The following is a 19,270-nucleotide window of genomic DNA, read 5'->3' as shown; positions in this document are numbered from 1 at the left end:
CTTTCGGCGCTATTTAAACTTCATTTCAATATAGGAATTAAAAGCTAAAACTAAGTTTTGCATAGTAGGTCATGCCATCAAAGCCATAAGGCAAGGCACGTACAGGGTACTTAAACGCTTGGTTAGTGATAAAATCAAGTGCTTCATCTTCGCCTAACTCATCAGGGGTTACATCGAAGATATTATCAATACCTGCCGACAGCATAAGCTCATCAGTTAACTGATAACCCAGGTTAATATCAACTAAAACCGCAGACTCTACCGTACTGGTATCTTTAAATTCGCCTGTAGGTGAAAGCTCATCTGGTAAGCCTATGTGGTCATTACCAAAGTACTTAACGTCTGTTTCGCCATAATAATTAAAGCGCAACATACTGTTAAAGTCGCCACGATCATATTCAAACGTAAGCGTTGCACGCTCACCAGGTTGACCATCTGTTAAAAAGCTACGCTGCAAATCATCCAGTGCAATCGACTCAGGGATCCCCTCTGGGGCATTAACATTATCAATTTCGGTGTCGTTAATGTTACCAGCAAACGTTGCTGAGAAATTACCGTCGTACAAATCAGTACGGTACGAGGCAATAATATCAACCCCTTTCGTGGTTGAGTCTACCGAGTTTGAAAAGTAGTTCGCTTGCTGTGCGCCAGTGGCGTTCAATGCAGCCACAGCCGCAGGGCTAAAGGCAACATCATCCGCAGACATTAAGCTGCCAAGCGTAATGCGGTCTTTAATTTCAACATGATAAAAATCAACGGTTAACGACAGTTCACTGCTCACGTTATAAACAAAACCTGCGCTTAGGTTCTCTGAGCTTTCAAGGCCAAGATTATCAACGCCCAGTGCTGAAGGAAAATCAGATCCTGCCGTTGCAGTAAATGACTGCAATAATACCCCACCCGCACCTAAGTTAGTGGTGTAAGCCGTGTAAGCACTTTGCTGTAATGAAGGCGCTCTGAAACCCGATGAGATTGCACCACGCACTGCAAAATCATCAGAGATTTCATAGCGTGTCGCTAATTTACCAATGATGTCGTCACCCGCATCAGAGAAATCTTCATAGCGCAGTGCCGTACTCACTTGCCATGCATCTGTCAGCAAGGTTTCAGCATTGACATAAAATGCATAGCTGTCGCGGCTTTCTTTGTTTGATGCCTCAGGACGAAGGCCGTTATAAGCCTGAAAACCACATTCAGCAAATACGCTGTCATCGTTTACGGCTGGGTAAGAAGTGTCTGTATTAGCAAGGCCGCACGCATAGGATGCTTCTTCGCCTGGGACAATTTGATAGTTTTCTTTGCGGTACTCAGCCCCCACCGACACATACACAGGCTCACTGCGGCCAATATTAACAACGCCGTTTAAATCGGCATTAACGGTGGCTTGATCAAATCTAAACCCGCCCGAATACCCGCCTCGTGGGCCCGCATTAGCAGCAATATCTGCATCACTCGCATTTGGGTTATTAGCTACATATTCAGCAGCATAAGAGGCATTTAAGGTATTTTTTGAAGTGAAATCATAGCTATTTTCACCGTACACAGCAGACACATCATAACCCCAGTCAGGGTTCAGCTCGCCACGCAGACCCACTGCAAATGAAATATCTTCGGCTTCGTTGTCTATACGAGGTAAAAAGCCATCGCTGTATACTTGCACCACATTCTTTGCGGCCTGATTATAGTTACGGTAAAAACCATTCCCTAATGCTGTTCGGTTTGAATAGCCACCAAATGAGTAAAGTTCTGTGTCACCCAGCGGAAGTGCCATATTATAAAAAAGTGACGTAAACTCGCTGTCAGCATTACCTTGTCCCCAGCGGACATCGTCAGATAATGTGCCAGCAGGAACATCTAACGACCCACCCGTATCACGCTCGGCTCTATTAGTGCCATCAGCATTACGGTATTCAGCCGAAAAATTAATAAACCCCCCTTCGTCGCCTAAATCAAAACCACGATTTAAACCAATCGAAATCGTATCGCCGTCGCCTTCGCCCGTACTACCGGCTTGCACATAGCCCGTTGTCACACCGGTAGAATCGTTAAGTGATAAGTTAATCACCCCTGCAATTGCATCAGAGCCATATTGCGCCGCTGCGCCATCACGCAATACTTCAACCCCTTTTAATGCGCTAAGCGGAATAGCGTTCATGTCGGTTCCCGCTGCACCCGCGCCCACAGTGCCGTTTAGGCCAAAAATAGACTGATTATGGCGACGTTTACCATTAATAAGCACCAACGTTTGATCTGGCTGTAAACCGCGCAGAGTCGCGGGTCTAAATAAATCAGACCCATCTGACACTTGCGTACGAGAAAAGTTAAAAGACGGTGCGGTCGCTTGTAAACTTTGGCCAAGTTCAGTGAAGCCCCCTTTATTCAGGGTATCAGCATCAATTAAATCAATAGGAGAGCTTGATTCGGTCGCAGTGCGGTTTGCTACTCGCGATCCCAAAACTGAAATTTGTTCAATATTTTTATCAGCTTGAACGTCTGTTGCTTGTTCAGCAGCCTGCAATGAAGTCGCCGACACAGCGACGCTGACGGCAATAGCCAGCATACTAAAAGAATGTGTTGTCATGTGAATCCTGTTGATATTCTGGCTTTTCCAAAGCTAAAAAATAAAGCGCCCCACAGGGAGAAACAAAGGAAAAGCATTAAGCACGTGTTATAGATTTATAAAATCTTAATTTTGAAAGCTAACTCAAGCCTGCGAGTTAACCTTTACAAAACATCCTATCAACAAAAAAATGAAAAGAAAGAAAAATTAGCTACGACTTAGGTATAATTATACCTATTTGTACTATTAAGTGATTAAAGAAATGGGTTTTGATTATTTAATGAGCAGAAATAAGCAAGAAAATGCAACCACACACTAATATCTGCTATTAACAGGGTGAGGTTATTCTTGCTCTATCATCGCGAGTTTTTCATCTTCAAGCATCAGCGCCATCGTTGCAATCTCAGACAAGCTTTCATCTAACGCGGTAAAAAAGGTCGCAAAACCTTCTCCTAACTTATCAGGCTCGGGGTGATTTGCAAGCGCCTGATCCCACATGGCTAAGGTTGTGAGTAAATCAAGCGTTGCTTCAAAATTATCAATAAACAGCTGACCATCACCTGCGTTGTCATTCTGTTCATCGGCTTTCAACAAAAATTGTAAATCACTATGCCAGATATCTTGGTTAACAATATAGGCTGCAATATAGCCACTGCAAAAATCTTGCAATGCTTGGCTTGGCTCGTTGGCTTTCACTTCATCTGGGTATATATGTACGAGTAATTTTTTTTGCTCAACTTGTGCTTCCGTTACATTATCAAGCAGCTCAATCATCGCATCACGAGGGGCTGACTCAGTCATTAACGTGTTAAACACCGTTTCGTCGCCGTCGGCTATGTAATTAGCCAATTCAGACTCGCCAAAAAACTCAGAACACGCTAACAAGCCACTCATAAAACCGATTACTTGGTCTAAACTAACCTGCTGTGTTTCGCTTTGACTTGCGAGATAATTTTTAAATACATCTGCACTTTCTTTATTAAGCATATTGAGCCTTTATATTTTGCCTTTGTTAGGGTGTATTCCTACACTAGCGAATCCACATTTTTTTGCAACAACTTAGATATTGTCAACAACTTGCCTTACATGACTGAGGATCGGAAACACACAGCTAATACGCGTTCCCATACCTTGTGTACTTTGAATATCAATCCGACCTTGATGCTCATGCACAATAGCGTATGCCATGGTCATGCCCATACCGGTTCCCTCGCCTACAGGTTTAGTGGTGTAAAAGGGATCATAAATTTTAGCCATTGTTTGCTCCGACATTCCCTCGCCATTGTCTTCAATATCAATGTAAATATGATGCTCAATCTCATACACCGACACCGTAATCTGTGCCTCTGAGCGATTACTGTCACATGCTTGCTTGGCATTTATTAAAATATTAACGACAACTTGGCTTATCGCAGGCAAATTACACCAGCTAATCGAAATAGGACTGTAGTGAGTGTGTAAGTGGTAATCGTTTAACTGATTTGCTAACAGTTTTACGGCACTTTTCACCGCGTCAGTCATATCGGCAAATTGCTTTTCGTGCCCTTTAGGCCGCGAAAAATCGAGCAAGTTTGCAACTATTTTACGGATCCGTTGTAAGCCTTGGGCAGTGTCGCTAATTAGCTCGGGCAAGTCGTTGGCTACATAATTAAATTCATGCTTTTTATTCAGTTGCGTCAATTGCTCAGAAAAAACATCTCTTTCAATGTGTCGCTTGGCAAACTTGTCACATGCACTAAGCAACTCACTAAAAAAATCACAGTAATCTTTTAAACAGTCAACATTACTAATACTGTAAGCCAGTGGATTATTAATTTCATGCGCAACACCCGCGCAAAGCGTGCCAAGTGTTGCCATTTTCTCGGCCTGAATAAACATCGCCTGATGATGCTCTAAATCAGCAATTTTTTGTTCAAGTTCACTGTTTAATGCAACCAACAGCCGGCTTTTATCTGCTAACAATTGCTCCGCTTGTTCACGCGCCGCTTTTTCTAGTAAATAGGCTTGTTTAAAATCACCCATTTTAGCCTCAAACTTAGCTCATCTCTTATAAAACCTAGCACAAGCCCTAATTTAAGGCTATGTTATTGATTAAAGATGATTCAAAGCAATGTGGTATGGCAAAACAACTTAATAAAGAACATATTCAGGTTTTATGCATTGATGACGATGAAATTGTTTTACGCACCTTAGTTAGGTTGTTAACGGCAAATAATCTTTCGGTTAAAACCAGCCTTTCGCCCATTGAAGCACTAAAACTTTTAGACAGTTTCACCTTTGATGTGATCATTTGTGACATGCGCATGCCCGGTATGGATGGCGCAGACTTTTTTGCACAAGCAATCAACATTGCCCCCGATACACAGCGTATTTTATTAACCGGCTATTCCGATATCGACAATACCATTGCCGCTGTAAATAAAGGAAAAATTCACGCTTATATTCAAAAGCCTTGGCAAAATGAGCTGTTGTTACGCAACATTCATGACGGTATCGAAAAAACCTCTTTAAAACGTAAAAATAAGCAACTTGAGCAAAAAATTAAAGCCCAAAACAGCCAACTAAAAGAGCTCAATAATAACCTTGAGCAGATGGTTGAAAAACGCACCCAACAAATACGTAAAGTGCTTAAACAGCTTGAAGAAGCAAATGAACGTGAAAAACACGAACACCGCACAACTTTCGAGATTTTATATAATTTTATCAACGCCAACCCATACCTAGATGGTATTCAAGCGCAAAATATAGCGAACACCTGCAAGCAAATTGCGCAGGCACTTGGGTTAGATAAAAAACACATAGAAATGGCCGAAATGGCAGGCTATTTAGCGCAAATTGGCTTATTGGCAATGGAGCCAGCCCTGTATAAAAAGCCCACGCGTGAATTAAACGAAAATCAAAAAAAGCTTTTTTATACGCACCCAAGCACGGCGCAACTTATGTTAATGCCCGCAACGCATTTACACGATGTATCCGAAGCCATTTATTACCAATTTGAGCAATACAATGGCAATGGTATTCCAAAAGGATTAAAAGGCGCCGACATCCCGATAACCGCCATGATTTTGGCTATTTCTCGCGACTTTTGGCAAGCCGTGGCTCAAGTCAGTTCGCTGGGAAACAGCAAGTTCGAAAATGCACTGGGGCAATTACAACTTTACAGTGGCACCTACTACCACCCTAAATTGCTCGAGATTTTAAGCGGATTAAAAATTAGCTGCGCCAGTAACCAAGTCGTTGGCAGCATGAAAATCATTAATGCAAATGAGTTAAAAAACGGCATGGTGCTTGGGCATGCCCTGAGAAACTACGACGGAATTTTGCTCTTACCTAAAGGGCATGTATTTGGCCCTAAATCGATAAGTAAGTTACAGCAGCTCGAAGCGAAAAAACCGAATCCTTTCAGGATCATGATCAAAAATTAACGAATAAAGTGATCACTTATTATCGCTACTTCGTTACAATGTGATTTATATTACTTTTACTTCTAAAGGAGCGATCAGTGTCGCGATTTTCCGCTATAACAGATAAGCCTCATGATGGCCGATTTAATAAAAAAACCGGTATCTTATTGACCAACTTAGGCAGCCCTGATGCCCCAACCACAGCGGCACTCAGAACCTACTTACGCGAATTTTTATCTGATCCACGCATTGTCGAAATCCCGCGCTTCATTTGGATGATCATCCTGTATTGCTTTGTACTCACGCTTCGCCCAAAGCGCTCTGCTGCACTTTATAAAAGTATATGGACAGAAAACGGTTCGCCATTAACGCATATCACACGCCAACAAAGCGAAAAACTCGCCGCAATTTTAAAAGAGAAAGGCCATCAAGATACCGACGTTGTTATGGCAATGCGTTATGGTAATCCATCGATTGAAGCGGGGCTTGAAGCACTGCGCGAAAAAGGCATTACCCGCGTTATTGTGCTGCCACTTTATCCGCAATACTCAAGTACAACGATTGGTTCAACGTTTGATGCTGTGTCGAACGTATTACGAAAATGGCGCTGGGTACCCGAGCTTCACTTTATAAACGGCTACCACGACCACCCTATTTACATTGATGCGTTAGCAGCCAGTATCAGCGAAGATTTAAATGCCCATGGTACACCGCAAAAACTGGTATTTTCGTATCATGGTATGCCAAAACTATTTTTAGAAAATGGCGACCCTTACTACTGTTTTTGTATGCAAACCACGCGTTTAGTGTCAGAAAAGCTAGGCTTAGACAAAGACTTAGCGGTGACCACGTTCCAAAGCCGTTTTGGTAAAGCAGAATGGTTAAAACCATACACCGATGCCACGCTTGAGAGTTACCCCGCACAAGGCATTAAAGATATTGCCATAATTAGCCCTGCGTTTAGCGCCGATTGCTTAGAAACATTAGAAGAGATAGAAGGCGAAAATCGCGAAATATTCGAGCATGCAGGCGGTGAAAAATACCGTTATATTCCTGCACTTAATACGCGCGACGACCACATTAACGCCATGTATGAAGTTATTAAGCCTTTGCTTAAGTAATTATAGTTAGGCCCTAGTTACTAGGGCCTAATTGATACTCACACGCTGCCTTGTGTCTCGACCACCAAAATACGCGCTTCACCTTTTGGGTGAGCCACATGCTCAGTGCCAACACTGGCATAAAAGATATCTCCGGCATTTAACAGCTCAGCGCATACTTCACCCTGTTGCTTATAAAGCATCTCAACCTGACCACTTAACACCACAAACACTTCTTCACCATCGTTGGTGTGCCACTTGTAAGGCTCATTCGTCCAATGCAAACGGGTTGTAATGCCGTTCATTGTGGCGATATCTAATGCGCCCCATGCACGGTCGGCAGTAAATTCATGACTTCGTATTACTTTCATTTGTTACTTTCACCTTTAATACTAATTTGTTTAATTAAGTGATCTATTTTGGGCAATATAAGCTCGTTGATAACTGGGCAAACATGTCGTTATTGAGGTGTTCTCGGCAATTACTCCCGCATTGCTCTGCCTCCAGCCTCTTGCATCCATGCAGTCGTAAATCAGACATTTTTAACACAGCTTGCGACAGGTTTAATCCCTCAAAATGATTAAGCATCATTGCGGATTAGTTTAAATAGCCCCTAATCTTTGCGTGTCATCACTAAGGTTATTACCCCTGCAACAATCCCCCAAAATGCCGAACCAACCGTGAACAAGGTCAGGTTTGAAGCCGTCACTAAAAATGTCACTATGGCTGCCTCGGTATAATAAGCCTCTGTTAACGCTTGCTGTAAACTACTGGCAATCGTGGCAAACAAGGCTATACCCGCTAATGCTAAAATAAGTGCTTGCGGTAAACTGGCGACTAAACCAACTAATGTCGCAGCCAGTAACGCCATAATGATATAAAACACACCACCAGCAATACTTGCCCAATATCGCTTATCGGGATTTTTATCGGCTTCGGGGCTCATACAAATTGCCGCAGTGATCGCCGCAAGGTTAATCGAATACCCACCAAATGGCGCGATAAACACATTTAAAAGCCCCGTAACATTTAAAGCAGCCGAGACCGGAGCCTTATAATGATGTGCTTTTAACACAGCGATGCCCGGTAAGTTTTGCGATGTCATCGTCACAATAAACAGCGGTAAGCCCACACTGACCATGGCATTTAAATCAAACTCTGGCGCAATAAATGTAAACTTGCTTAATTTCCATTGCCAACTGCTTGTATCAATTTGTCCGGTCATTGCTGCCATTAAAAAGCCAACCACAACAACGGCTAACATCGCAAAACGGGGGAAATAACGTTTACCACATAAATAAACAGCCACCATCACGCCAATCACTAAGGGCAATTCGTTCATAAAATTGAACACATCAATGCCAAAATTCACCAAGACACCCGCCAACATAGCACAGGCCAATTGACTGGGAATTTTGTTCATCATTTTTTCGAAAATACCGGTGATACCGCATAAAAACACCAACACCGCCGAGAACATAAACGCCCCAACAGCTTGGTTTAAGGTGTAGCCTTGCGCGCTTGAAATAAGTAATGCAGCGCCCGTGGTCGACCACGCAACCAAAATGGGCACTTTATAGTAATACGACAATGCAATAGAGCTTACTCCCATCGCAAGCCCCAGCATTAATACCCAACTGGCCACTAAATCAGGGGTACCGCCTAGCACCATCACTAATTGATATATCAATGCAATTGAGCTGGTAAAGCCAATAATCACCGCCACTAAGCCCGCGGTTGCTCGACTGATCAGTTGACTCATAAAGGGGAGACTCCTTGCAAAACATGCAGATAAAAACCTACCTTATCGCAAGAAGCACACGTTGACACTGTACACTTTTGTAGTATTTGAAGAGTAATTTACTATACAGAAGGCCACCTAGTCGCGGTGGCCGTATTTGTGCATCTTTCGGTTAAGTAATCACTAAGCGGCTGTTTGATCAACCACTTCTTCGTTTACTTCTTTCGCTACGGGTTTGTCAAAAATACCTAAGCGGATACGAATAAAGTGCAAAATTTCTTTTGCGACATCAATGCCCAATGCACCTTCTAGGCCTTCAAAGCCAGGGCTTGAGTTTGCTTCACATATTTTAAAATGCTGCTCGTCAAATAATAAATCGATGCCCGCTACATCGAGCTTTAAAACGTTGGCCGTTTGTGTTGCAAGCCACTCAATTTCGGGGGTAATTGGGAATGACTTACCTGTACCACCCGCACTGACATTTGCTTTAAAGTTTTTACCCTGCGAGTTGCGTTCCATACATGCAACGGCACGTCCACCGATAGTAAGTACACGCAAATCACGACCGTGGCTCGACTTAACAAACTGCTGCAAAATAATGTTTGCTTGTGGGTTTGCAGCCTCGATTAACTGCATAAGATCATCAAACTCTTCTTTCGACTTTGATAAAAAGACACCACTGCCCTGCGACCCCGATAACGTTTTAATCACCACCGGGAAACCAATTTGTTTTTCAACTAAATCAATATTTACCGGAAACTTTACGAGCATTGTATTAGGGGTTGGTAAATTACACTCAGCTAAAATTTGCTGTGCAAATAACTTGTCTTTCACCGTTTCGATTGACTGCGAGCTATTCACGCAATACACACCTAAACGCTCAAGGTGGCGAATAATAGCCAAAGCAAAATACGTTGTGCTCGCGCCCATACGTGGAATAACAAAATCAGGTAGTGCAACTGATTGACCATCAATCAAAATGCTTTTGCCATCTTCGCGGGTAATGGTTAAATCAAATTGATCAGGCGAAAAAACTTGTAAATCAATGCCCTCTTCTTTGGCAGCTGCAAGTAAACGCTCAACTTCATAGGTTTCTTGCTTTAACAAGCCCGAACTGTCTTTATAAATGATCCACCCACGCATGGTTAGTACCTCTAGTCTTGGGGTTTAAGTGACAAAAAAACGCGGATTATGCGCAGCATTGCAGCCCGAGTAAAACAAATAAATTTTATCGTCACGATTACCAAAAGCAGCATTGATAGAACAACTATTGACCATTAAGTTAATTTAAGGTAAAAACTTACATTAAGTTAACATTAAAACCCGTAAGAGAAACATGTGAACAGGACGCTTGCATTAATCTTCATTCTTCCAATCAGTGCATTTGCGCTTAACGAATGGCATATTCAAAGCGATGGCTTTATATCTACGCCAAGCGCTGAAAAGCCTGTTATTGCATACAAATCAGATGAGCAATTTATTGCACCTCAGCCTATTGTTAACTTAACCGCGCCCCTTAATCAGCTTTCAAACAAAGCGCACGACTACTTATACAAACAAAGGCGCTTACCTAAAACGCTGAGCGATACCGCATTTAGTGAATTTGATATTGAAACACTCAAAACCTTAAAAACCGGTGATCAGTATATTTTGAAGGTAGACGAATACCTAAGCTACACCGTCGAAATTACCGACATTATTGAAGCCAGCAACGGTGATCGCAGTGTGTTTGGTAAACTAAATGATCACGCACAAAACTACCATCAAGCCGTTATGACCCTGACAGAAAATACCTTACACGGGCAGTTTAATGCGGGTAACGAAAACTACCAATTTGAAAGTTATGGCAAGTATGGTTGGGTAACCAAGCTGTAAGTGACAAGATTGAAGCAACAAAGGGCGAGTTTGTAGCCGCGGTTTTACATCGCACTACACGCTCGCTCTTTGCTTTTAAGCCTACTTGTTTAACACTGGCCACAAAGTCGCGCCATCGCTGTCGATAGGGCTTAAAATTTTCAGGCCTAATATATTTGCAATAAGCGGATACACATCTAAGTTACTCACTTCATCAAGTTGCATACCGTTTTTAAACGCAGGGCCGGTGGCAATAAATGTGGCGGCCATATCATCGGTGTATGCGTAACCATGGGTGCCTAAATAAGGCGCCATTTTGCTGTCGGTGAATACGCGCGGTGCAGTCGTTTGTAAAATAATATCCCCCACTCGCGGGCCTTTATCGTAATGATAATCACGCTTTTGTTGATCATTTAAAACGATGTATCGGCCATCTGCCGCCTTAGCAAGCTTTTTGCTAAACCCCGTAATATCGGCTTGGCTATCTGGTTTGGCGTAATAAAGCACGCGCGGACCGGTGTTTTTAACAATGAAGTTATCATCCTCTGGTAGCTGACTAATTTTGATGCTCTGTTGGGGATCAACTGTCGACATGCCATGATCAGAAACAATCACCAAATTAATATTCTCATCAAGCGCTTTTAAGCGTGTGTGCAAGTCTGCCATTAGGGCATCTAAGGTTTGTACTGCATCAAAGGTTTGCTTTGCATCAGGGCCATACTCATGCCCCATACTGTCTACCAACGAAAAGTAACTCACCACCAAACGTGGGCGCTTTTCTTTTGGTAAGCTTAACCATTGAATAATTTGATCAACACGTTTTTGGTAATCACTGTGCTTAGAATAGTGATAAAAGTAATCAGGCAACATGCCGTTAAAGCGGGCATCAGACTCTGGCCAAAAATAGGTTGCCGCTTTAACCCCCTGCATTTGTGCAAGGTTCCAAAGCGGAATACCATTTAACCAAGTGCTGTCGTCTTTGCCTTTGCCCATGCTGTAACACTCATTGCGCTGTGTATCGCAAAAACGGTTATCAACAATACCGTGGTTTACTGGCAACAACCCCGTAATAATCGACACGTGATTAGGAAAAGTTTTAGTTGGATAAACAGGGCGCATTTTGGTTGCCCTTACACCCTGTTCACTGATTGCTTTTAACGCAGATGCGCGGTGTTTTTCAATGTAATCCCAGCGAAACCCATCAATCGAAATAAGCACAACAGACTGCTCACTATCGGCTTTTACCGTTCCACTTATGATTAACAAACCTGCTAAAAGTAACTGAAAAATACGCATACAAAACCCTTGTTAGTTTAATTTTTTGATTCGTTCGAGTATGTTACCGTACTCTTTTGAAAATTTTGTGATCGTGCTTTCAAGCTTTTTCACACTGCGTTTTAAACGTGTACCATTTGCTAAGCTATACATAAATCCCCACAGCCCAGTAACCACACTTAACACAATAAATACCACCACAGGAAAGCCATCTAAATGCTCCACGACTTGCGGGTATTGATCAAGTAACTCAATGCCTGCGTCTGGCACAAGCGCATTCACCAGTGGATAAAAATCTTGCGGGTCTAAATACCAAGCCAAGCCAATTGATGTAAGGCCTAGCATTACCATACGGTTAAAACCATGCACCATACCAAAGCGTTTAACTGATGAGTAATCATATTTAATATCTTTACTCACATTCACCGCATACTCACGGTAGTACTTTGAATAACGCTGTGTTTCTACATCACTGTAGGCATAGTAAACCCAATCACCGACATCGACAGACCCTAACAAGTCTTCACCGGCTTTAAAAATATACGGCTCGCCCGAGGCTGTTTCGAGCATGATCTCACCTTTTAGGGTCGTGCTACGATTACGGTATACCTGAACGCGCTCTGTCACATCGGTGCCAACATAATTACCGCCACGGTAGGTGGTGGTGGTTTCTGTTGTAGTGACTGTTTCACGGGTTTCATTGGCGTGCGCGCTTTGTGCTTTGTCTAATACTTTACCTAGCACGGCACGGTGACGAATAGTGCCCTTTTCATTACGCGCCCACACGTTTTTATGCACATAGTTTGTTTTGTAGTCTAGGCTGTATTCACCCATTATGGCGTGTTCAAGATCAGCAATAGTGGTTGGTTTAACTAAATGTGATTCAGCCTTTCGCTCTGCACTCACCGTTTGGTTTTCTGTGCTTTGCTCGTCATCTGCCAAAACCGATGCTACCGGCTCAACATGCTGCTTAACACCACAACAATAACAGTGTGCGGCATCTTTACTAATACGCTGCTGACACGAAATACAAATTACATCGGACTTACTCGGCAAGCGAGCAAGCATGTGATACCCCAATTGATTTTGACTGGTTGATAACATGACATCGGTGGCCGCTAAAATCGCATCGTAATGTGCTTCCTTTTTGGCCTTGGCTTTTTTATGGTATTTATGTTCTGCAATAAATACCCCGATAGCGACAGGCAAGGTTGCTAATAATGCCGGCACAAACTCAAGTTTGGCAGCAAATAGCATCACTAAAAATGTAATAAAGCCCAATACAAGCCATAACACAGTCCCGCCGGTGTAGGCTCGGTTAATGCTGCTATCCCAACTGCGGTATTGTTGATCAGCAAAGTGCACAATCACAATTGGCATAAAGCGATTATTCTTCACGACTTTAATCGCGTCGTTGTTTGCTATTCGGTAATTTAGTGTCAAAGGGCTTGGCTGAAATGCAGTGATCACATTGCCCTTTTGTAAATTAGCAATCACCTCTTTTTCAGCATCCACGCTAAACTCGTGAATGTGGCCGTGTTTGTCTTCAACTTCTAACCACCAATAGCCATATAACATATCGTCATTATTGGTTTTATAACGGCGCTTATAGTAGTACATCGATTTAACAACACCGGTAATAGTGCAGGCTTGTGGCGAGTAGTGTTTTACTTCAGCAAGCAAGTCTGGGTTGAGCTCTTCAACCGTGTGCATTTGTCTTTTTTGCTCAAGAGCTTCACCACAATCACAACAGTGAAGATCGGTGGCATACACCGTATTTTGGCAATGTTGCATAGTCATTCCTTGCTTAATTATTTACTTAAATCAATTGTTAATGTTTGCTCGCCAGCCTCTATTTGATGCCAACGACGATACGTTTTATACCCCGGTGCCGACACCTGAATATCGTACGCGCCCGTTTTTAAAGTCATTCCTGGGCGGTACTTAGGGCCTATATTCATAATACGAACCGTGGCATTAGGTGCATTGGTGGCAATGGTCAGTTTGGTTTTTTGCTCAACCAAATATTGTCTGCGAGATTGTTGCTCGGCGCTTAAATTTGCCGTCTCGTGACGTAAAATATCAACCTGTGCCAGCGCATGGCTCACCGGGCTAAAACGCTCGTATATATGCAGCTTTTCTTCAAAGGCTAAGCCTAAAGGATGCAGTACCGGCTGGGCATGAAGAGTCCAACGAATCGCGTAGCTAAATACCGGATTACTCGACTCATCCACTTTGTCTAAAAAGTAGTTAACCGGGCTTTGCTCATCTTCGGTAAAGCTATTATGAATAAAGAGCACTGGGGCAATTAAAATCACGGCAGGCATTATCAGTTTTTGCAGTACGCTCAGCCATGTTGTTGGCTGCTTTTCTTGGGCAGGTTTAATAAGTTGCCATAATTTCAACGGCAGCTTGCTAAACGTTAAACAAATTAAAAATAACGATAACGACATTGAAATAGGCGGAATAATCACCGAACGCAGCGCCTGTTTACCGTACTGCGCGTACTCACCGCCATCGGCAAATTTACCTTCAGCGCTATTAAGCATGGCTACGTACTTGTCGGTGCGTTTTTCAATATTCGGATCAAGCACCTGATCTTTAAAGTTCTTTTTATTCCAGTCTGCGCGAATGTTTTTCACGTATAAGTCGCCCATACGGTCGGCGATTTTGGCTTGAATTTCTGGGTGTAGCTGAAACTCAACCCAGCTTAAGTTAGGCTGTAAGCTCATACCCCGTTTGCGCATTTCACTTTGCCATTGGTTTGTCGCTTCTTGTGTAACTTTAGTCGCAACGGCATTAGCAAATACCTGACGTTGATTCACATTCCACGTGCTATCAAGCTCAAGGCCTTTGTTTGCAAAATGGGCACGCAGCTTTTGTTGCGTGGTGTCGTGTGCACGAAACGCCATTAAGTTTTCAAGGGTAAACGGGTAACCCGTTTCTTTAACAAACATTTTATGAAAATTAGGATGCTGTAAAAAACGTAATTGATAATGATCAGGATCGTCGGTGTATTTATACCGCTTATCTTTAAAGCCACCGTCGCCACCGGTCGCTAAACTTGCCGCTTGCAATGCAGTATAAACACCGCCCGTTAGCACACCCATTAAAATAGTGCCTGCGGCGTTTTCTGCCACCGAGACATCTTCTTCAATTAACCAATAGTCTGGCTCAATGTAACCAATACCGGCTTTTAAAATGGTGCTTCGGTAATCGGCCGCTTCACGTTCGTAACAGCGATTACGGCGGTCTTTTTCGCTGCTTTTATCGTAGCGCTCACGGCACTTTGCAATACTATTGTGGTAATCGTATATTTTAGGGCCGTACTTTTGTGCACGCGCAGAGGCTTTAGCAATATGGGCTTTTTGCGCTTGTTGATACTTATTCCACCCGCTGTTGATTTCTTGCTCAACCTGTTGCCAATAACCTTGCTCGCGCTCACCAATGCTGGCTAAAGTATGGTTATATTTTTTACTGCCCTGTGCGTAGGCTTTGTACTTAACCACCAGCTCATCGTACAACTGGCTGTAATTTTTATAATGTTTATCAAAGTCTTGATACGCTTTCTTTTGCACGAAAGAGGCAATAATTTTACGCTTATCTTGCTCAAGGTTATCAGACAGTGCCGCATCGCTATAAAGTAGGCCACCAAACAACGCTAAAAAAGTCAGGTTTTCTGAGCTGTGCAACTGTTCGGGGTTGTAATCAAGGTCGTTTACTTTAATTGAGTTAATTGCCAAGGCATCACGCAGCGCTGCGCTATAGGTTGCAAACTGGCGTTGCTCAGCCGTTGAGGGTTCTATTAACGTTTTTTCGATGGCGTACTTTTGCCCAAAAAACACCACCGGCCACACAAGGCAAAGTAGCGCAATAAACGAAACAACACCGCGGCCAACTTTAGCAACCATGGCTTTGGGTAAAAAGTCGGCTAATAACAGTGCGACACCAACGCCCGACACCGCACGCCCATAAATTTCGAGGTGCTCTAAATCTGCCGCAGAAGGGGTGCCTAACCCTACGAGCGACACAAGTTGCGCATTAAAAATTGCTTCGGGTAATAAATATAAAGTAGCTAAAACAAGCAGCAGACAGCGCCACCAAAACGGCTTTATTATTGTAGTCATAGTATTGTTCTTTATTGCTTTTTACGTAGTTCTAATTCAACCGCTGGGTCGGTTTCCAAGCTAAAGTCTTCATCGGCTTGGCGTGTGCCAATTTCGAGATTGGGTGCTTTAGGCGTCTGTGTAACCTGTGGAACATAGCTCACTGCTTGAGTCGATTTAAGCGTGCCTCCAACAGCTGGATAAAGCTTGTTACTTTGATACGCTTTAAGCTCGTCTAGGCGCTCTAAATCAAGATCATCGGGCATGCTTGCAATTAACTTAGCGTCGGCTTCATCGCTAAAATAAGGGGTCACGTTTGGCAGCTCAAACACCGAGCAAAAGCCATACACCGTGTCGTCAATAATCACGGAGTCGGGACGCACCGAGCGCGACTGAGCTAGTAAACTGCGCTCATGATAGTCGTGACCGTTAATTGAATAAGTCGCAATCATAATGCCACGCGCCTTGGCACTAGGCTTTAAACGAGCAGCGGTTTGCTTGTAGTGTCGAATATCAAGCACGTAGCCAAAGTTACGCTTCAGCTGTTTTGCTAATTTGTCGAGCTGCAATGGGCTGTCGTAACGCTTTTCACGGTGATAACGATTACCTAATGCTTGCAAGCTTTCGAGCTGTTCTTTGTTGCGCTCATAAATAGGGTCACTCCCTGCACCGCGTTTTAAGTCACTCGCAAGCTTGTTCATAGACGCTTTAGCTGGCGACTGAATAAACGCTAAATAAATGTCGGGGTTAATGTCACGCATACGCGTTAAATTGCGCATTTCTAAACTGCTAAAAAAGTAATTACCGCCACCAATGTATTCATACGCCAAGTAGTCGAGCATTTTAAGATCGTTGATCGAAGCGTTTGATTTAATTTCAATATTAAGCTTTTGATGCGGTTTACGATAACGCGCAAAGCTCGACGCTAACTCACGAAAAGAGGCAGGCAAGTCATCACTCAGTAAGCCTGTATCTTGATTGCGCAGGCGTAAATACCCCCACTCTTTTTTATAACTCATCGACTCAATTTTGCGACGCTTGTTGTCGACCGTGCCCGTTTCGCGGCCGGTACGCGCATCGTGGTGTACAACCCACACATCGTCGCGGGTAATACGCACGTCAATTTCAATCACGTCAAAGTTATTATCAATGGCATCAATCACTGCATTAACTGAGTTTTCGGCGTAACGAATCGAACCTCGGTGGCTTTGCAGGTTAAATCCACTGCATTGTCGCGCCGACACATAGTTAATATTGCCAAGTTGGCTCTCAAAGAAGCCTCGGGCAAACAGTGCTTCTTGCTTGGCTTTCACTGCTTGCTTTTGTGCAACAGTGAGCGTGCTTTCGGGAGTCGCTTCTGGGGTACTTTTACAGGCCGTTAAGCCAACACAAATAAGTAAAATGCCGACCAGCAGCAAAGGTTTAGTAAACGAAGTTTGCATCATTGCATTTACAGCCAAAAGGCTTTCCTTTTTTATTAGAGCTCATAAAGAAGTGTGTAAAGCTGAATAATATATGAATAGAGGTCCCGATTTAAAGTAATAACTTTAATTAATCCAAATATTTTAATTTAAGATACAAGCTGTTAGATTAAATTTAATAACTATCGCAGTTTTGATAACAACACTGAGCAGCCTAATAGGAAGCGCCTCGTGGGAATGAAACATGATCGACTTTCGTAAAAAAATTACCCCTGCGCGCGAAATGCGCTCAACCAACACATTACACACTGCCCTTGAAAGTGATCGGGGGCGCATTATTAACAGTGCCGCCATTCGTCGTTTACAACAAAAAACCCAAGTTTTCCCACTCGAACGCAATGCAGCGGTGCGCTCGCGGCTAACCCACTCTCTTGAAGTACAACAAGTGGGGCGCTTTATAGTGCAAACAATTTTTAATAAGTTAAGCGACGCCCAACAAAAAGAGTATGGCCTTGCAGGCCTAGAAAGGCCCTTAGAGAGCCTTGTTGAAATGGCGTGTTTGATGCACGACATTGGCAACCCGCCATTTGGTCACTTTGGCGAAGCCGCCATAAACCAATGGTTTGAAAAACACCTAGAGTCGCTCACGCCAGAGCGCTGCAAAGCCAGTGGCATACATGTTATTTTTAAGCACCTTGCACAAGACATCAAAAATTTTGAAGGCAATGCGCAAGGCATTCGCATTATTCATTCTTTGCTTTCACTCAACCTAACATACAGCCAAAGCGCCGGCATATTAAAGTACACCCGCCCTGCCAGCATGGCTAAAAAAGACATCCCACAAGACAAAAATTACTTAATGAAAAAAGTGGGTTATTACTTTAGCGAAAAACCCTTTATTGAGGCACTGCAAACCGAGCTTGATATAGAGCAATATTGCCGCCACCCCGCAAGTTACATAATGGAAGCAGCCGACGACATTTCGTATTGCCTTGCCGACATAGAAGACGCTGTAGAAAAAGGCATAATAAACGTTGAACTATTGTGCGAAAAATTAAAAGAGCAATACACGCGCACCTTAACAAACCTCACGCTTAACGACACCAAGCACAGTGACTTTGCCGAAAAAGCCATTGATTACGCACTGAGTAAAGCCGCCGAGCAGCCCTATAACTATAATAGCGAGTTTTTTATTTACCTACGCGTGACCTTGCTACACCCGTTGGTAAATTATGCCGCAGAGCGTTTTGTTGGCAATATTGAAGCCATTTACCACGGCGACTTTAACCAAGCCTTACTGGAAGATCGCAGTCACTTGCATGCAGTCACACTCACGTTAAAACAAGTGGCCATTAAACATGTATTTTGCCACAAAGAAGTAGAGCGCCTAGAGCTGCAAGGTTATCGGATCATTAGCGGTTTGCTCGATTGCTACAAACCGTTACTTGCCCTTGACCACGACGCCTTTAAACGGGTTTTAAAAGGCGACCCTCAGTATTTAATTGAAACGCGGCTCGTTAAAAAGCTCTCAAATAAACACATAAACAGCTACCAAAAAGCCATTGATGCCTTAAAAGCAGAGCCCGATCACTTTGCAGCCTATGAGTTTTATTACCGTTGCAGACTTGTTCAAGATTACATTAGCGGTATGACCGACCAATTTGCTTACGACGAGTACCGCGCTTTAATGGTTATTGATTGATTCATTTAGCTATTTATTTTAATTTGTTAACAAAATGTGGATAAAAAACCTATCAAGGCTTAGAATTAAGTCATTGTTTGGGTCACCAGATTAACCTTACTGGTCAG

General features: G+C 43.1%; 14 protein-coding genes. 4 read left to right on the top strand and 10 right to left on the bottom strand.

What is annotated here, in order from left to right; genetic code table 11:
• Positions 1–37: 37 nt before the first annotated feature.
• The 3 genes from BWD47_RS03835 to BWD47_RS03825 all read right to left on the bottom strand — a co-directional run bounded on the left by BWD47_RS03835 (position 38) and on the right by BWD47_RS03825 (position 4,582).
• Entirely contained in the window at positions 38–2,581 is a 2,544-nt protein-coding gene (locus BWD47_RS03835; protein ID WP_075593416.1) for a TonB-dependent siderophore receptor, read from the bottom strand.
• Positions 2,582–2,902: 321 nt separating this feature from the next.
• On the bottom strand, positions 2,903–3,547 hold the full coding sequence (locus tag BWD47_RS03830) for a UPF0149 family protein (RefSeq protein WP_075593415.1): 645 nt from the start codon (positions 3,545–3,547) through the stop codon (positions 2,903–2,905).
• 72 nt (positions 3,548–3,619) lie between these two features.
• The gene (locus tag BWD47_RS03825) at positions 3,620–4,582 is read right to left on the bottom strand and encodes a sensor histidine kinase (RefSeq protein WP_075593414.1); all 963 of its coding nucleotides are present in this window, start codon (positions 4,580–4,582) and stop codon (positions 3,620–3,622) included.
• Positions 4,583–4,677: 95 nt separating this feature from the next.
• On the opposite strand from BWD47_RS03825, the gene BWD47_RS03820 reads away from it, so the two are divergent.
• Both BWD47_RS03820 and hemH read left to right on the top strand, forming a co-directional pair.
• Positions 4,678–5,985 carry an HD domain-containing phosphohydrolase gene (locus BWD47_RS03820; protein ID WP_074988578.1) on the top strand — a complete coding sequence of 436 codons (1,308 nt, stop codon included), beginning with the start codon at positions 4,678–4,680 and terminating at the stop codon, positions 5,983–5,985.
• 77 nt (positions 5,986–6,062) lie between these two features.
• The gene (gene hemH, locus BWD47_RS03815) at positions 6,063–7,085 is read left to right on the top strand and encodes a ferrochelatase (RefSeq protein WP_074988485.1); all 1,023 of its coding nucleotides are present in this window, start codon (positions 6,063–6,065) and stop codon (positions 7,083–7,085) included.
• Positions 7,086–7,123: 38 nt separating this feature from the next.
• Here hemH and BWD47_RS03810 read toward each other — a convergent pair whose 3' ends face one another.
• From BWD47_RS03810 to BWD47_RS03800, 3 genes are all read right to left on the bottom strand, one after another.
• A complete protein-coding gene (locus tag BWD47_RS03810) occupies positions 7,124–7,435 on the bottom strand; it encodes a cupin domain-containing protein (protein ID WP_036972483.1) in 312 nt (103 codons plus the stop codon).
• 242 nt (positions 7,436–7,677) lie between these two features.
• The gene (locus BWD47_RS03805) at positions 7,678–8,826 is read right to left on the bottom strand and encodes a benzoate/H(+) symporter BenE family transporter (RefSeq protein WP_075593413.1); all 1,149 of its coding nucleotides are present in this window, start codon (positions 8,824–8,826) and stop codon (positions 7,678–7,680) included.
• Between the two features lie 162 nt (positions 8,827–8,988).
• Entirely contained in the window at positions 8,989–9,948 is a 960-nt protein-coding gene (locus tag BWD47_RS03800) for a RimK family alpha-L-glutamate ligase (protein WP_036972486.1), read from the bottom strand.
• A 195-nt stretch (positions 9,949–10,143) separates the two neighbouring features.
• Here BWD47_RS03800 and BWD47_RS03795 point away from each other — a divergent pair, with 195 nt between their 5' ends.
• Complete coding sequence (locus BWD47_RS03795; RefSeq protein WP_065979268.1) at positions 10,144–10,680, top strand: hypothetical protein; 537 nt, start codon at positions 10,144–10,146, stop codon at positions 10,678–10,680.
• Positions 10,681–10,761: 81 nt separating this feature from the next.
• Here the strand turns inward: BWD47_RS03795 and BWD47_RS03790 are convergent, their stop codons facing one another.
• The 4 genes from BWD47_RS03790 to BWD47_RS03775 are packed head-to-tail and all read right to left on the bottom strand — an operon-like array spanning position 10,762 to position 17,500.
• Positions 10,762–11,955, bottom strand: a complete 1,194-nt coding sequence (locus BWD47_RS03790) for an alkaline phosphatase family protein (RefSeq protein ID WP_075593412.1) — start codon at positions 11,953–11,955, stop codon at positions 10,762–10,764.
• A gap of 12 nt (positions 11,956–11,967) precedes the next feature.
• A complete protein-coding gene (locus BWD47_RS03785; protein ID WP_075593411.1) occupies positions 11,968–13,728 on the bottom strand; it encodes a hypothetical protein in 1,761 nt (586 codons plus the stop codon).
• 17 nt (positions 13,729–13,745) lie between these two features.
• Positions 13,746–16,061 carry a carboxypeptidase-like regulatory domain-containing protein gene (locus BWD47_RS03780; protein WP_075593410.1) on the bottom strand — a complete coding sequence of 772 codons (2,316 nt, stop codon included), beginning with the start codon at positions 16,059–16,061 and terminating at the stop codon, positions 13,746–13,748.
• Positions 16,062–16,072: 11 nt separating this feature from the next.
• The gene (locus tag BWD47_RS03775; protein WP_230236217.1) at positions 16,073–17,500 is read right to left on the bottom strand and encodes a glycerophosphodiester phosphodiesterase family protein; all 1,428 of its coding nucleotides are present in this window, start codon (positions 17,498–17,500) and stop codon (positions 16,073–16,075) included.
• Between the two features lie 205 nt (positions 17,501–17,705).
• Here BWD47_RS03775 and dgt point away from each other — a divergent pair, with 205 nt between their 5' ends.
• Positions 17,706–19,163 (top strand): dGTPase, encoded by a 1,458-nt coding sequence (gene dgt, locus BWD47_RS03770; protein WP_065979264.1) that lies wholly within the window; start codon positions 17,706–17,708, stop codon positions 19,161–19,163.
• Positions 19,164–19,270: the final 107 nt, after the last annotated feature.

The organism is Pseudoalteromonas sp. PAB 2.2, assembly GCF_001938575.1.
GTDB classification, from domain to species: Bacteria; Pseudomonadota; Gammaproteobacteria; order Enterobacterales; family Alteromonadaceae; genus Pseudoalteromonas; species Pseudoalteromonas lipolytica.
This window is presented reverse-complemented; position numbering and strand designations above follow the sequence as displayed.